We start from the raw sequence: 14,244 nt of genomic DNA on the forward strand, positions 1-14,244 counted from the left end.
CGCCGACGGGGGACGGGGACGGGACGGGACGGGACGGGGACGGGGCGCGTTACCAGTGCGGCGGGACGTCGCGCCGCAGGCGCTCGTCGTTCGACGACCACGCGGGCGTCGCGTCGGTGTCGACGGCGGGTTCAGCCTCCACAGGTTCGACGCGCGGTTCGGGGTCCGTCCCGGGCGCGCCGGGACGCCGCACGCGGCGGTGCCGTCGCCTCCCGGATTCCTCGCTCATCCGTACAGCCTAGAGCGACAGCAGAGCAGGATGCGTCAGAGCGCCGGCAGCGTGATCGGCGCGGTCTCCGCATCCGGCTCGCCCTTGCCGATGAGCTTGGCGATGCGGCCGGCGACGGCGTCGGGGTCGGCGAACAGCTCGAAGCTGTGCACGCGGAGGTAGTGCCAGCCGAGGCGGCGCAGCACGTCCGGGCGGAGCCGCAGCGACTCGCGGAGGCTGCCCTTCGACACGTCCTGGTCCGTCTCGACGACGACCGCGCGACCGCCGTGCGAGGCGACCAGCGTCAGCTTGCCGCGGTATCCGAAGTGCACGTCGAGGCCGCGGCGCGCGAGGCGCTTGGCGAGGTCGAGCACCATCGGGTCCGCATCCTGGCTGAGGTATTCGGGCGCGGCCGCCTGCAGCTGGTCCGCCTCCCCCAGCACCTGCGCGAGGGCGGCGATGCCGTGGCGCATCCGCGTCTCGTCGATGTCCTCCGGCGCGAAGCAGGAGACGATGTCCATGCCGCGGCGCCCGCGGGTCATGCCGACCGCGAGTAGGCGGTCGCCGCCCGGCTCGGCGAGGGCGCCGAAGTTGGAAAGCAGCCGGCCGTGCGGGGTGCGGCCGTAGCCGATCGAGAAGATGACGCGGTCGCGGCTCTGCCCGACGGACTGCTCCAGCGTGACGACGGTGAACGGCTCGGCCCGGTCGCCGAGGATGAAGTCGGCGAGCTCCGTGCGCTTCGAGAACGCCGCCAGCACGGCCTGGTTGACGCGCACCGCGTGGCGCTCGCTCGCGGTGATCACCATGAGGGATTCGCGCGGACGCTCGGTCGCGTGCGCCAGCACCAGCTCGACCACCTTCGCCACCTCGGCGTCGGTCGACTCGACCGCTCCCGTGTCGCTGTCCGGCATCCCCTGGCCGCCGCTCACGTAGTGGAGGGCGAGGCTGCCGTGACCGAGGTACGTTCCGGCCCACGGCAGGGAGTCGATCATCCCGCCGTAGAAACGGCGGTTGACGAGCTCGGCGAGGTCTTCGCCGCCGGCTCGGTAGCTGCGGCTGAGCGTGTATACGGGGAGCAGCTCGGAGAGGCGGGCGAGCGCGGAGTCCGCGTGCAGCGCATCCACGTCGACGTTTTCGACCGTCGTGCCGTACTCGTGCACGCCGATATCGAAGCGCGACGGCGTCTGCGTCACCGGGTCGCCGAACGCGACGACCTGCTTGGCGCGCCGGATGACGGGGACGTTCTCGGCGAGACTGGAGGCGCCCGCATCGACCAGCAGCACGGCGTCGAAGGCGACCTCGCGACCGATCGTGGGGATCTCGTACGGCGAGATCAGCCACACGGGAGCGAGCGGACGGGCCAGGTGCGGCGCAGCCTCGGTCAGCGTGCTGGCGGTGGGGGCACCGCTCTTCAGCAGACGCTTCAGCGCGGCGGCCTCGTCCGGCCAGTCCACGATCCCGATCTTCCAGGTCTCGGCGAGCATCCACGCGAGCTGCTTACCTGTGGCGGAGGCGTGCGCCTCGTCGACCAGCCGGAAGTCGGCCTCCAGCCGGTCGAGCACGCCGGTGTTCGCGTTCAGCAGGGCGCGGTCGGAGGCGAGCAGCGACTCCAGCACCGACTGCCACCAGGCGAGCTCCAGTTCGGCGCTGACCTGAGACTCGGGCACGTGGCGGATCGAGAGGTCCGAGATCAGCGGGTCGAGCTCCAGGTCGCGCAGCTGCGTCAGCAGGGCGGTGCGCTCCTGTAGATTCGCCAGCACCTCCGACTCGGCGGCGAGGCCGGCGACCTGGCGGACCAGCTCCTCCACCGGCAGCACAGCGAGCGACTGCGGAGTGCCCACGCGGCGCAGCGGGATGTCGAGCCGGGCGAGGTCTTCGGCGACCCGCTGGTACGCGACCTGCACGTCGGCGATGCCGACCGGCACCTCGGGCACCACGCCGGCGACGGCGAAACGGTTCCAGAGGATGCGCTGCTGCTGGATGCGCCGCAGGCTTTCGTTGAGGTCGGTCACGTGCACGCCCGGGCGCACGTATTCCAGCGCGTGCTTGCGCAGACGGCGTCGGTTGGCGCTCGACATCGACGGCGACTCGCGACGGGATGCGGTGGCCGCGATCAGCTCGGTCAGCGAGCGGTCGAAGACCGATGGCGTGAACTTGTCGAGCGTCTCTCGGATGTCGAGGAGCAGCCGCAGGTAGACGCCGAGCTCGGCGATGGAGGCGAAGGGCCGCATCCGGGTCTGCCCGATCAACGCCTGGGCACGCTCGATGAGGCGGGGGAGCTCGGCGCGGCTGAGCTTCTTGGCGAGCTCGTGCGCGGCCTTCCCCTCCTCCGTCGTCGTGAAGGAGGCGCCGTACCAGGGCGAGTCGTTGGGGCCGTACTTGAACTCGCCCAGGCGGGCCGCCCGGATCAACGCGTCGGCGGATGCCGCCCGGTCGCGCGCGAGCAGCTCGATCGCCCGGCGGCCGAGGCGCGCCGTGGTCGAGGGAGGAGACGGGAGCAGTGAGAGGCGGGACAGCTCGCGCAGCGCATCCAGCACGGAGACCCGCAGCACAGGGTCGCGACGGGTCAGCGCGGCGCGGTAGTCGACCAGCACCTTGCGCAGGCGTACGAGCGCCTCGTCGACGTCGGTGACCTTCGGCTGCGTGGCCTTCTCGTTGCGGCCGATGGACTGGACGAGGTCGCGGCGCAGCGTCCGCGGGGTGACCGCGAGGCCTGCAAGGCCGACGTGGCTGAGCCGCTGGGCGATGTCGTCGAGGCTGGACCGACGCGGGCTGACCACCAGCACGCGCTTGTGCTGGCCGACCAGGGCACCGATCGCGTTGACGATCGTCTGCGTTCCGCCCGTTCCGGGCAGGGTCTTCACGACGAGGGAATTGCCTGCCGCGACCTGGGCGACCACGTTCTCCTGCGCCTCGTCCGCGTCGAGGAGGAGGGTGTCCGTGGCGGGCGGACGCTCGTCCTGCCGGATGGGCTCCACCGGGTTGAACGCGCTCTCGACCGTCGTGCGGGCGCTCGGGTTGCCCGCCAGCGCATCCAGGAGCACCGTGTCGAGGTCGCGGGCCTCTTCGGTCAGCGCTGGCGCGACGTCGGCGAACGAGGAGGCGACCAGCCGCGGCTGCACATTGAACCACGGCAGGTGCGAGGTGAGGCCGCGGAGCCGGTCGATCACAGGCTGCGGCTTGAAGACCCCGTTGCTGACGGCGAGCGCGACGAAGGCGTCCGCATCCAGCGTGATCTGGAACTGCTCGTTGAGCGCCCGGGCGAGTTCCGGGTTGAGGAAGGTGTGGCCCTTCAGCTTCAGCTCGAAGTCGCGGCCGTAGCGGCGGATGGCGAGCGGACGCAGCAGGATCGGCGCGAAGTACTCCTCGGTGCCGTGCCGCCACTGGGCGAGGCCGATCGCGAGGTGCACCGACTCGATGCCGCGCACCGAGCGCAGCTCGATGCCCTTCGTGGTGATCGCGTTGGCCGCCGCGCGTGCCGTGCGCAGCGCCAGCTCGTCACGGATCAGGCTGGACAGCAGCGTGCTCTGCCCGGTGATGAACTGCGGCAGACCGCCGGGATGCGTCGTGCTCAGCTCGATGCGCGTCCGCGGGCTGTCCTCGAAGTGGAGCAGCGGGGAGTCGCCGCCGATGGCCGCGATCTCGTCGCGCCAGCGCTTCCAGACCGGCTCGGCGATGTTGCCGGCGACGAGCCCCGGATCGCCCAGACTGAGGGTGTGCGGAGCGGTCGATGTGCGCGGATTCAGGGCATCGTCTTCTGCGATGTCCGACGTCGCGTCGTCATCCTCGGTTTTCCTGTCCAGTCGCCACACACCGACACCCTACGTTCACATCCGCGCAATCACCGGGAACCCGGGCGGGTTTCGCGGCAATATCACGCGTGGAATGTCGGCAAAGCGAATGCGGGCGCCGCGCGTCAGCGCGACGGAGTGGGAGACGGCGTCGGCGTGGACGTCTCCGGTGACGGGGTCAGCGTCCCGTACGGCACCAGCGCACCGGTGACCACCGGCACCTGCAGCCCGACGGACTCGCCCCCGCTCGTGACGGTCACGGTCGTCAGGGAGCCCGGCGCCGCATCCAGCCCGGTCACGAGGCTCTCCTCGCTCGGCGGACTCCCGATGCGGCGAGTTGCACGCGGGTCGAGCGAGATCTTGATGCTCTGCCCGCTGGTGGGCGCGATGTCGACCTGCTGCGTGTCCGAGCTCTCGTTGACGAGCGTGACGACGAGGTTGGCGGAGTCGCCCTCACCGCTCACCAGCACCGCGTTGCCGACGAACACCTCCCCGACCATCGCACTCACGCCGACGCTCGCCTCCTCGATGTAGAGGGTGTCCTGCGGGGCGAAGAGGTCGCAGGCGGTCAGTCCGGTGAGCGCGGCGGCGGCGACAGCGGCCGCCGCGGCCGTGCGACGGAACAGCCGGATTCGGAGCAGCGGGGTGCGGGACATCATCAACCACCTCCGGAGGACCACGGTGGCAGCACCCTAGCGCCCGGAGGGGCAGCTAGGTAAGACGTGTCCTGTCGCGCAGGGCCACGATCCCGATCACGCCGCACAAGAGATAGAGGGATGCCTGCACGTCGAGGATGGGCACGATGTCGCCCGAGTCGGCGAGCAGCCCGCCGATGAGCAGGCCGATCGCCTGCGCGGCGCCGTCGACGGTCGTGATCGCCGCGATCACCCGTCCGAGCGCGCGCGGCGGCACGGACTTCTGCACCAGGGTGATCTCGCCGGTCGCCGTCGTGACGCCCGGGATGCCCATCGCGATGAACAGCCCCGCGTAGACCCACAGCGCCGTGGTGAACGGCGCGAGGTTCCAGGTGAGGAGCGACAGCATCCCGAACAGCAGGTACCCGCCGCCGATCATCGAGCGCGGGCCGAAGCGGCGCGCCAGCAGTCCCGCAACGAGGCCGCCGAGCACGCCGCCGATCGCCTGGACGCCCCGGATGATGCCCGCTCCCGTATCCCCCGCGCCCAGGTTCTGCGTCACGTAGACGAGGAAGAGGACGAGGAAGAGTCCTTGCGCCACCCCGCCGAGACCGGCGATGAGCGCGATCGTGCGCAGGGTCGCCGAGCGGGCGATGAGGGCCAGCCCCTCCGTCCATTCGCGCAGGATGCGGCGCTCGGCCTTCGCGGTGGGTTCCAGGGCACGGGCCGGGTCGTTCGGATCGCCGCTTGCGCCACCATTCGCCGCCGCCGTCTCGGTCAGCGCGAGGGGATGCGGCCGCACGAACGCGACCAGGCCCGCCGTCACCAGGTACGACGCCGCGTCAGCGATGACCACGCCCGGCAGCCCCCAGAGAGCGAAGCTCAAGCCGCCGAGCGGCGAACCGACCAGCCGCGCGAGGTTGTCGCTCACCGCGATGAGCGCATTGCCGCGCGCCAGCTGGTCCGCTCCCACCAGCCGCGGGATCATCGCCTGCCGCGCCGGATTGATGATCGCCCCGAGCACCGCCTCCACCGCCGCGACGGCGTAGACGATGCCCATCCGGTCGGCGCTCGCCGCCAGCAGCGGCAGCAGCAGCACGCCCTGCAGCAGGGCGACGATCACGATCGTGCGGCGGTGATCCCACCGGTCCACCAGCACGCCGAGGAAGCTGCCCACGAGGAGCATCGGAACGAGTTCCACCAGAAAGACGGTCGACGCGCTCAGGGCCGACCCGGTCGCCGACAGTGCGAACAGCGGCAGGGCGATCATGAGCAGCCAGTCGCCGGTGTCCGAGACGAGGCCGGCGGTCCAGACGAGCGCGAAGTCGCGGCGGAACAGCGGCGAGCGCGAACGGCTCGGGGATTCGGTGGCGGTCATGAGCGGTCCTCGCCGTCCGGCTGCGCGACGGGCTGCGCGATCGCCTGGGCGGCCGCGATGGCGTCGGGATGCCGGAACGCGTTCAGGTGCAGCGCGACGACGTCGCTTCCCTCGGGCGGGTCTGCGCGCGTCAGAGCGATGTACGGGCGGATGAGCGCATCCAGCTTCTCCCCCAGCTCGCGGAGTTCGGCGGGCGTGATCTTCAGCGCGTACCCGCTGAGCATGCTCGCGTCTCGCCACTCGACCGGCTGCTCGTCGCGTTGGGCGATGGCCCGGTGCACCAACGCGCCCTCGTCGTCGACCTGACGGTCGGCGAGCGCACGCTCGACGGTGTCGGTCCCGAAGCTGTACTCGGGGTCCTCCGTGCGGCCCAAGCTGAGCCCGGTGGAGGCGGACCGCCACGGGCGCTCGCGGCCGTCCTCCGCCTCCGCCGCCTCGACCAGCCCGACGCGGGCGAGGGCCCGCAGGTGGTAGCTGCAGTTCGAGGGCGTCGAGCCGACGACCGCGGCGCATTCGCTCGCGGTGCGCGGACCGAACGACATCAGGTGGTCGAGCAACGCGATGCGGAGAGGATGCGCGAGCGCGCGGAGGGCGCGCGGGTCGGTGACCGTCGTGCGGCGCTCCTGACGCCCGCTCGCCGCATCCTCGTCCGATATGAAAGACATGTTTCAGATTGTCGCGCGACTCCTCTTTCACGTCAAGTGGGAATGCCCGCACCCTCGACACGTTGTTGATGGATATGAACGAACCCACCCGAGCGAGTGTCGGATTCCGCTCCGAGCGCGGTCCCATCCTGATCGCCCTGATGCTGACGACGGGGCTCGTGGCCATCGACTCCACGATCCTGGCGACAGCCGTGCCCTCGATCGTGCAGGACCTCGGCGGGTTCGCCCAGTTCCCGTGGCTGTTCTCGGTCTACCTGCTGGCGACGGCCGTGTCGGTTCCCGTCTACGCGAAGCTCTCCGACACCGTCGGCCGTAAGCCGATCGTGCTGATCGGGATCGCACTGTTCCTCGTCGGGTCGGTCCTGTGCGGTTTCGCGTGGAGCATGCCCGCCCTGATCGCGTTCCGCGCCCTGCAGGGCCTCGGCGCCGGCGCCATCCAGCCGATGTCGATGACCATCGCGGGCGACATCTACACCGTCGCCGAGCGCGCCAAGACGCAGGGCTACCTCGCGAGCGTGTGGGCGATCTCCTCCGTCGTCGGACCGACGCTCGGCGGCGTGTTCTCGCAGTTCCTGTCCTGGCGCTGGATCTTCTTCGTCAACGTGCCGCTGTGCATCCTGGCCGGGTGGATGCTGATCCGCGCCTTCCACGAGAGCATCGAGCGCCGCAAGCACCGCATCGACTACGCGGGAGCCACGCTTCTCACCGGCGGGATGACCCTCCTCATCCTCGCGGTGCTCGAGGGCGGCCAGGCGTGGGCGTGGAGTTCGGTGTGGAGCATCGGCGCCTTCGCGCTCGGCGCGCTGCTGTTGGTCGCCTTCGTGCTGGTGGAGCGCCGGGCCGCCGAGCCCGTGCTGCCGTTGTGGGTGTTCTCCCGCCGGCTGCTCGTCACCACGACCCTGATCTCGCTCGGCGTCGGCGCGATCCTGATCGGCCTCACCTCGTTCGTGCCGACCTACCTGGAGGGCACGATCGGCGTCGCCCCCATCGTGTCCGGCCTCGCGGTCGCCGCGCTGACCCTGGGCTGGCCCATCGCGGCGAGCCTCTCCGGCCGCTTCTACCTGCGCATCGGGTTCCGCAACACCGCGATCCTCGGGATGGGGATAGCAATCGTCGGCGCCGCCGCGCTCGCCGCGACCTCGGTCGCACCGTCCGTGCTGCTGGTCGCGGTCAGCTGCTTCGTCGTCGGACTCGGGATGGGCCTCATCGCCACGCCGACCCTGATCGCGGCGCAGTCGAGCGTGCCGTGGCACGAGCGCGGAGTCGTCACCGGCAGCAACATGTTCGCCCGTTCCATCGGCAGTGCCGTCGGCGTCGCCGTGTTCGGCGCGATCGCCAACGCGATCATCGGCGCTTCGGCGGGCGGCGCGCATGCGGCTGCGACCATCCAGCAGGCGTCGACGGCGGTTTTCGTGTCGGTGGCGATCGTCGCGGTGCTGACCATCGTGGCCGGCCTGGCGATGCCGCGCTCCCGCGTGGAGGACGTCGAGTTCGACCGCACCGCCCCGGCTGCGGCCGACTAGCGGGGAGCTTCCGCTCCCTTTCCTTCCCCCACTCTCACGGCCGGCCGCCCCTTGCCTGCCCGCCGAGTTGACGCAACACGCCGTCGCGACGCCCCCGCCGACGGCGTGTCGCGTCAACTCGGCGGCGGCGGAAGGCGGACTCCCCCGGTACCGCACGCGGTACAGGGCCTTCAAAGCAAAGTCCCCCTACGATCAGGTGAGAACTGTCAATTGTCGATGGGATGAGCTGAATGTCAAGTGGCCGGGGAACTTCGGGTCCGACCAAACGCGACCGCCGCGAGGAGGCACGCGAGACCGCCAGGAAGATGCGCGAGGAGGCCGCCAAGAAGGCCAAACGACGCAAGGTAGTCGTTCAGAGCTCGGTCATCGTCGGGATCGTTGCGGTGCTCGCGATCATCGCCGTGTTCATCTTCACCGGCATCGGTGGGGCCGGTGGCGGTGCGGCCAACCCGAAGAACATGGCGAGCGGCGGCATCGTGCTCACGTCGCCGACTAAAGCGGTGACGACTCCCGCCATCGCGAACGGCGCGAAGCCCACGCCGACGAAGATGAAGCTCGACGGCAAGATCGCGCACATCCAGATCTGGCTCGACTACCAGTGCCCGTACTGCAACCAGTTCGAGACCACGAACGACGACCAGATCAAGCAGTGGCTGAGCGAGGGATCGGCGACGCTGGAGACCCACCCGGTCGCGATCCTCGACAGCAGCAAGAACAACCAGTACTCGACGCGCGCCGCCGGTGCGGCATCCTGCGTGGCGAACTCGCAGCCGGACAAGTTCTTCGACATCAATTCGGCCCTCTTCGCCAACCAGCCGGATGAGCAGACCGGCAGCGGTCTCACCAACGCCGAGATCCTCAAGGTGTTCAAGGATGCGGGCGTCGAGTCCAAAGCGATCACCGACTGCGTGAACAACGAGACTTTCTCGTCGTTCGCGACGCGGATGACGCAGGAGGCGACCGCCAACTCCCAGCTGAAGAACCCGACCAGCGGCGGTTTCGGCACCCCGACCGTGTTCGTCAACGGTGAGCGCTACCAGGGCGGCTTCACCGACGCTGCGCAGTTCGCGGCGTTCAAGGATGCGGCTGTCAAGGACGCAGGCAGCGGCAAGACGATCACCTTCCCGACCAAGAACTAGGGCGACCACTCCAACAGTTCCGGAGTTTTTCCACCGAATCCGCGTGATCGGTGCGAAAAACTCCGGAACTGTTTGCGTTACGGGCCGAGGTGTAGGTTCCGAAGCGAAGCCAGTGGGAAGTGAGAGGGGCGAACGCATGGAACGCATTCCGGACGACGGCGTCGACGACGTCGAGGTCGGCGAGTCCGACGCCGGCGAGACTCCCGGCTGGTCCGACCCGGCCGACGGGGACGTGGATTACGCGCTCAACGACCCCGAAGCCGAGGCCAACTTCGCTGACGAACTGGTTACGAACGACGCGGTCGCCGGCGAGACCATCTGGTCCGGCCCGGGCGACGGCAACGACGGTCCGACCGGCGGTCAGGCCCGCGAGGCCGAGCCCGAGTACGACGAGCACGGCGGCGACGACGTGGATGCGGGCGTGCTGACCGAAGAGGACGTCGAGGAAGAGGGCATCTAGCCCGCGCAGCTAATCTGCGGGCGCGCCCAGCGCATCCACCACCCCGCGGGCGCTGCGCTCGAGGAAGCCGACGATCTCCTCCGACGGCAGTTCGGTGCCGATCGCGCTCTCGACGAGCGCCTCCTCGGCGAAGGCGACCCACGAGCGGAGGGCGATCCGCAGCATCGGAGTCTCCGCCACGCCGAGTTCGAGGAACACGGCGATCACCCGCTCGGCCTGCTCGCCGCGCGCTTCCTCCACCACCTGCCGCACCTCGGTGTCACCGGAGGCGACGCCGCGGACCAGCGAGTAGAACGTGCCGCTGTGCTCACGAACGAACGCGACGATCCGCGTCAGGGTGTCGTGGAGGCGGTCGAGCGGCGCCAGACCTGGCACCGGCTCGGTCGCGTGCAGCATGCTGTCTCGCGCCGTGCGGACCACCTCCCGGTGGAGCCCCTGCTTCGACCCGAAGTAGTGGAACAGGAGCCCGCGCGAGACGCCCGCGCGCGCCGACAACTCCTCGATGGAGAGCTCGTCGAGCGGATTGTCGGCGAGGAACGCCACCCCGAGCGCCACCAGCTGCGCCCGGCGCTCGTCCGGCGTGAGCCGCGTCCGCCGGTCCGTCTCCATCTTCCGAGCCTAACCGCCGGGCCGCTGCGCCAGAGGTGCCGCCCCGACTATTGACACGATGTCAATAACGTCTAAGCTCGCACCTGGACCTGACTGCGCTGAGGCTGTCAAGTCCCCCGAACAGGAGGATCGATGAAGTTCCGAAAGCTCGCCGGGTCGCACGCCGGACGGATCGTGCTCGCCGCGGTCCCCGTCGCACTCGTCTCCACCGTGCTCATGACCGGCGTGGCGCAGGGCGCGGTGCCCGTCTCGTTCGCGGTGTCCGGCAGCCAGTTCCAGATCAGCGCATCCAAGCTCGACGGCACCGGCTTCTCGCAGTACGCGGGCGTCGCGCCCGACACCGCAGGCGTGCAGCACCAGGTCGCGATCGCGAACATCAAGTCCGCCACCCTCGCCGACCTCTGCCAGGCCGTCGTCACCGACACCCCGCTCGGCAAGGTCGGAATGCTGATCACCGCGGGCGGCAGCGGAACCCCGGCGTCCGCCTCCGACCTCCAGATCGGGATGACGGACCTCAAGGGCGACTCCGAGTTCCACAACATCCGCATCGGCGTCGATGCCTCCACGGTGAACACCACCGCCAAGGGCTCCGCGGGCGACTTCGCTCAGGATGCGGATGCCGTCACGATCACGGGGCTTCAGCAGACCGCGTGGAGCACCCAGGCGTCCGTCTTCACGCTGAGCGGGATGCACGTGCAGCTGACCGACGGCTCGAAGGGATGCTTCTGATCGTGGATCGTTTCCGCGCCTGGCGCCGTGGTCGCCCGTTCGTCGGCGGCGTCCTGACCGCGCTGGGCGGCATCGAGATGTTCTTCTCGGGCCAGCTCGACATCGGGAAGATCCACGTCCAGCTCGGCATCGAGGGGCTCCAGGCGACGATCATCCCGATCCTGCTGGTGCTGCTCGGCATCCTCGTCATCGCCATGCCCGCGCACCGCATCTTCTACGGCGTGATCGCGCTGGCCGTCGCGGTGTACTCGCTCGTGGGCGTCAATCTGGGCGGGTTCTTCATCGGGATGCTGCTGAGCAGCGTGGGCGGCATCCTCACGGTCGCTTGGATGCCGAATAAGGACGCCGTGGAGGTGGATGCGGCCGTGCCCGCCGCGGAAGGGACCGACGCTGGTCCGGTCGGGCCGGCGACCGCCCCGACCGAGGGCACGATCGCATGAGGCGACCGAAGTCGGGGATCGTCGCCGGCGCCCTCGTAGCCTGCATCGCCGCCGCACTGGCGGGACTGGGCGCAGCCCGCGTGCCGACGGCCGCGCCGGCCGCACTGTGCATCCCTATCATCATGCCGTGCAGCACTCCGACACCGACGCCGACCTCTACGAAACCCGGCGCGCCCGGCGTCCCATCGCTGCCGCTTCCCACCGCCGCCGCGACCCCGGGCGCACCCGCGCCCTCCGCGACTCCGACCCCGACCGCTCCTGCAGCGCCCGCCGGCCCGGACGCCGGAGCTCCCGTCTTCACCCAGCCGCCCGCGCAGCTCGGCAGCCAGTCCCTCTCCTTCTCAGGACTGAAGGGGATCAGCGTCGTCACCGTCCCGCTCGCCGACGGCAGCCGCATCCCGGTGCTCAAGATCTCGGCCGACAGCATCACCATCGACGGTTTCAGCCTGACCGTGCGCAAGGACACCGGCCCGAAACTCGCGACGACGGCCGACCAGATGGCCTTGCGCGGCAACGTGCAGGTGTACGTGGATTCGGTGACCGCGACCGGCCCGGACGGCAAGGCCCTCACGCTCGGCGCCGCCACCCCACCCCCGGCCGACGGCCTGCCGCCGCAACTGCTGCGCGTGACCCTCGGACTCGTCGGAGTGACCGCGGACAGCATCCACTTCACCAACCCGCACCAGCACCTGACCGACTAGCGGCTCCGCGATCCTGGCCGACCGGCGGCTCAGCGGCCCGACTGGCGGCGGAACCGGCGGCGCTCGCGCCACGACATCGCCGCGTACGCCTCCTGCTCGGCGCGGCGGTTCGCCTCAGCCTCTCGGAGGCGCTCCTGCCGACGCTGCCTCCAGCGTTCGAGTTCTGCGTCCACATCGCGGGTGGGCGTGACGACCGGGGGTCCGCCCTGCAGCTGACGTCGCGCCTCGACGATGCGCCGGTTGAAGGTCTCGAGGTGCTCGCGGACCGCGCCCTCCGAGGCCAGCCGGTCGAGCTTCGCCTCCAGCTCTTTGTCCTCGGTCCGGAGGAGAAGCGCCGGCGGCCCCAGACCGGTGAGCTGCTCGCGCTCGATCTTGCGCCGGATCCACCAGTCGGGATCGTGTGTCCCGGTCAGGCCGGGGAGCGGTTTGCCGGCCCCCGGCAGGTTGTCGAACTCGCCCCGGCGGATGGCCTGCTGGATGCTGTTCTCGATGATCTGCGCCCGCTGCTCCATGGTGGGCTGGCCGGGATTCGCCTCCTCCACCTGCTCTCCGCGGGCCTCCGCGTCACGCCGCACGCGGTACCGCGCGGCTTCGACGAGCGGGTCGGACTCGCGAGTCGCGCGACGGGTTTCGTCGCGGTTCCGGGCCATGATTTCAGCCTACGCCCGGCCTCCGACACCAGGTCAACCCCGCCTGCCGCACTGTCTGTGGTCACCGCTACGGTCAGCAGATGGAGTTCCGCATCGACGTACCGCAGCCCGTTCTCGACGACCTGCAGAGGCGCCTGGAGGCCGCCATCCTTCCCGAGGCGACGCCCGGCCCCGACTGGTCCAACGGCATCCCACCGCACGTGCTCGCGAGCCTCGTCGACCGGTGGCGCACGGGGTACGACTGGCGCGCGTTCGAGCGCCGCCTCGACCAATACGAGCAGCGGATGGTCGACCTCGACGGCTGCGGGGTCCACGTCGTGCGGGTGCCGGCGCGAAACCCCGGCGGGCTGCCGATCGTGCTCACCCACGGCTGGCCGTACTCGTTCGCCTCGATGCTCGACCTCGCCGATCTCCTCCGCGAAGAGCGCGACGTGATCGTCCCGTCGCTGCCCGGTTACGGGTACTCCGCCGTCCTGCCCGAGCCGTTCTCCTCCGTGGGGGTCGCCGAGCGCTGGAACGCCCTGATGACCCGCGAGCTCGGCTACGACAGCTACCTGACCTACGGGGAGGATGTCGGCGCCGGCGTCAGCGACTGGCTCGCGGGCGCACATCCCGAATCCGTTGCCGGGATCGTCGCGACGCACGCGTCCTTCTTCGGCCGCTCACGGCCCGGCGTCGAACTGACGGACGAGGAGACCGAGTTCCTCCGCTCGGTCGTGAACCCTCAGGAGTCGGGCTATGCGCATGAGCAGGGAACGCGGCCGGACACCCTCGCCGCCGCCCTGATCGACTCGCCTAGCGGCCTCCTCGCCTGGATCGCTGAGAAGGTGGCCGCCTGGAGCGACGGCGATGGCCTCGAACGCTTCGACGTGGATGACGTGCTCACCAACGTCGCCCTCTACTGGGTGACGAGGTCGATCGGCACCAGCTTCCGTCCGTACCGCGAGTCCCCGGACGGGGACGACCTGCACCCGATCGTCACCGTGCCGGCGTCCATCCTGATCCAGCGGCACGAAGGCGCCTACCCGCGGTCGCTCGCCGAGAAGAGCTACGCCGACATCCGCGCGTTCGAACGTCTGGAGCGGGGTGGGCACTTCACCGCCTGGGAGGCGCCGGCCGCGGTCGCCGCGGCCGTTCATGAACTCGAGGTGAACATACGAACATCCTCGCGCCTGAGCGGTTGACATTCGCGCCAGGCGTTTTATTGTGTGCACTAAGCAACGGATGGCAGGCTGAACCGCAGGGGGCGGGCAGCTGTACTGCGTTCCCGGTGCGCGGCGGTCGGCTTTTTCGGGTGAGTCGACCGCCGCTATTTC

Annotated in this window: 14 protein-coding genes; 7 read left to right on the forward strand and 7 right to left on the reverse strand. The window is 70.1% G+C overall.

Annotation, left to right across the window (positions count from 1 at the left end):
- Window positions 1–49: 49 nt before the first annotated feature.
- From AB7E03_RS07145 to AB7E03_RS07165, 5 genes are all read right to left on the reverse strand, one after another.
- Entirely contained in the window at window positions 50–229 is a 180-nt protein-coding gene (locus AB7E03_RS07145; protein WP_489940554.1) for a hypothetical protein, read from the reverse strand.
- A gap of 35 nt (window positions 230–264) precedes the next feature.
- Entirely contained in the window at window positions 265–4,020 is a 3,756-nt protein-coding gene (locus AB7E03_RS07150; RefSeq protein WP_489940555.1) for an AAA family ATPase, read from the reverse strand.
- A 104-nt stretch (window positions 4,021–4,124) separates the two neighbouring features.
- Window positions 4,125–4,655 carry a hypothetical protein gene (locus AB7E03_RS07155; RefSeq protein WP_489940556.1) on the reverse strand — a complete coding sequence of 177 codons (531 nt, stop codon included), beginning with the start codon at window positions 4,653–4,655 and terminating at the stop codon, window positions 4,125–4,127.
- A 55-nt stretch (window positions 4,656–4,710) separates the two neighbouring features.
- Window positions 4,711–6,012: an MFS transporter gene (locus AB7E03_RS07160; protein ID WP_489940557.1), complete on the reverse strand. Its 1,302-nt coding sequence runs from the start codon at window positions 6,010–6,012 to the stop codon at window positions 4,711–4,713.
- The gene (locus tag AB7E03_RS07165) at window positions 6,009–6,677 is read right to left on the reverse strand and encodes an ArsR/SmtB family transcription factor (RefSeq protein WP_489940558.1); all 669 of its coding nucleotides are present in this window, start codon (window positions 6,675–6,677) and stop codon (window positions 6,009–6,011) included. The genes AB7E03_RS07160 and AB7E03_RS07165 overlap by 4 nt, the downstream gene beginning before the upstream one ends.
- Window positions 6,678–6,751: 74 nt before the next feature.
- Here AB7E03_RS07165 and AB7E03_RS07170 point away from each other — a divergent pair, with 74 nt between their 5' ends.
- The 3 genes from AB7E03_RS07170 (at window position 6,752) to AB7E03_RS07180 (ending at window position 9,799) form a co-directional block, all read left to right on the forward strand.
- Window positions 6,752–8,200: an MDR family MFS transporter gene (locus tag AB7E03_RS07170; RefSeq protein ID WP_489940559.1), complete on the forward strand. Its 1,449-nt coding sequence runs from the start codon at window positions 6,752–6,754 to the stop codon at window positions 8,198–8,200.
- Between the two features lie 230 nt (window positions 8,201–8,430).
- Window positions 8,431–9,339: a DsbA family protein gene (locus tag AB7E03_RS07175; RefSeq protein WP_489940560.1), complete on the forward strand. Its 909-nt coding sequence runs from the start codon at window positions 8,431–8,433 to the stop codon at window positions 9,337–9,339.
- 136 nt (window positions 9,340–9,475) lie between these two features.
- Window positions 9,476–9,799: a hypothetical protein gene (locus AB7E03_RS07180; RefSeq protein ID WP_441781603.1), complete on the forward strand. Its 324-nt coding sequence runs from the start codon at window positions 9,476–9,478 to the stop codon at window positions 9,797–9,799.
- 9 nt (window positions 9,800–9,808) lie between these two features.
- Here the strand turns inward: AB7E03_RS07180 and AB7E03_RS07185 are convergent, their stop codons facing one another.
- Window positions 9,809–10,408, reverse strand: a complete 600-nt coding sequence (locus AB7E03_RS07185) for a TetR/AcrR family transcriptional regulator (protein ID WP_489940561.1) — start codon at window positions 10,406–10,408, stop codon at window positions 9,809–9,811.
- A 132-nt stretch (window positions 10,409–10,540) separates the two neighbouring features.
- On the opposite strand from AB7E03_RS07185, the gene AB7E03_RS07190 reads away from it, so the two are divergent.
- The 3 genes from AB7E03_RS07190 to AB7E03_RS07200 are packed head-to-tail and all read left to right on the forward strand — an operon-like array spanning window position 10,541 to window position 12,278.
- On the forward strand, window positions 10,541–11,137 hold the full coding sequence (locus tag AB7E03_RS07190) for a DUF6230 family protein (RefSeq protein WP_489940562.1): 597 nt from the start codon (window positions 10,541–10,543) through the stop codon (window positions 11,135–11,137).
- On the forward strand, window positions 11,128–11,577 hold the full coding sequence (locus AB7E03_RS07195; protein WP_489940563.1) for a DUF6114 domain-containing protein: 450 nt from the start codon (window positions 11,128–11,130) through the stop codon (window positions 11,575–11,577). Before AB7E03_RS07190 ends, AB7E03_RS07195 begins: the two co-directional genes overlap by 10 nt.
- Entirely contained in the window at window positions 11,574–12,278 is a 705-nt protein-coding gene (locus AB7E03_RS07200) for a hypothetical protein (protein WP_489940564.1), read from the forward strand. Before AB7E03_RS07195 ends, AB7E03_RS07200 begins: the two co-directional genes overlap by 4 nt.
- A 29-nt stretch (window positions 12,279–12,307) precedes the next feature.
- Here AB7E03_RS07200 and AB7E03_RS07205 read toward each other — a convergent pair whose 3' ends face one another.
- Window positions 12,308–12,928 carry a DnaJ family domain-containing protein gene (locus AB7E03_RS07205; protein WP_489940565.1) on the reverse strand — a complete coding sequence of 207 codons (621 nt, stop codon included), beginning with the start codon at window positions 12,926–12,928 and terminating at the stop codon, window positions 12,308–12,310.
- Between the two features lie 80 nt (window positions 12,929–13,008).
- Here AB7E03_RS07205 and AB7E03_RS07210 point away from each other — a divergent pair, with 80 nt between their 5' ends.
- Window positions 13,009–14,112, forward strand: coding sequence for an epoxide hydrolase family protein (locus AB7E03_RS07210; protein ID WP_489940566.1), 1,104 nt, complete (start codon window positions 13,009–13,011; stop codon window positions 14,110–14,112).
- Window positions 14,113–14,244 lie beyond the last annotated feature (132 nt).

It is taken from the genome of Leifsonia sp. RCC_180, assembly GCF_058138205.1.

Coding starts and splice junctions, on each gene's coding strand:
- AB7E03_RS07165 (WP_489940558.1), bottom strand. CDS start 6,677: ATGTCTTTCATATCGGACGAGGATGCGGCGAGCGGGCGTCAGGAGCGC.
- AB7E03_RS07175 (WP_489940560.1), top strand. CDS start 8,431: ATGTCAAGTGGCCGGGGAACTTCGGGTCCGACCAAACGCGACCGCCGC.
- AB7E03_RS07145 (WP_489940554.1), bottom strand. CDS start 229: ATGAGCGAGGAATCCGGGAGGCGACGGCACCGCCGCGTGCGGCGTCCC.
- AB7E03_RS07190 (WP_489940562.1), top strand. CDS start 10,541: ATGAAGTTCCGAAAGCTCGCCGGGTCGCACGCCGGACGGATCGTGCTC.
- AB7E03_RS07185 (WP_489940561.1), bottom strand. CDS start 10,408: ATGGAGACGGACCGGCGGACGCGGCTCACGCCGGACGAGCGCCGGGCG.
- AB7E03_RS07155 (WP_489940556.1), bottom strand. CDS start 4,655: ATGTCCCGCACCCCGCTGCTCCGAATCCGGCTGTTCCGTCGCACGGCC.
- AB7E03_RS07210 (WP_489940566.1), top strand. CDS start 13,009: ATGGAGTTCCGCATCGACGTACCGCAGCCCGTTCTCGACGACCTGCAG.
- AB7E03_RS07200 (WP_489940564.1), top strand. CDS start 11,574: ATGAGGCGACCGAAGTCGGGGATCGTCGCCGGCGCCCTCGTAGCCTGC.
- AB7E03_RS07180 (WP_441781603.1), top strand. CDS start 9,476: ATGGAACGCATTCCGGACGACGGCGTCGACGACGTCGAGGTCGGCGAG.
- AB7E03_RS07160 (WP_489940557.1), bottom strand. CDS start 6,012: ATGACCGCCACCGAATCCCCGAGCCGTTCGCGCTCGCCGCTGTTCCGC.
- AB7E03_RS07195 (WP_489940563.1), top strand. CDS start 11,128: ATGCTTCTGATCGTGGATCGTTTCCGCGCCTGGCGCCGTGGTCGCCCG.
- AB7E03_RS07170 (WP_489940559.1), top strand. CDS start 6,752: ATGAACGAACCCACCCGAGCGAGTGTCGGATTCCGCTCCGAGCGCGGT.
- AB7E03_RS07205 (WP_489940565.1), bottom strand. CDS start 12,928: ATGGCCCGGAACCGCGACGAAACCCGTCGCGCGACTCGCGAGTCCGAC.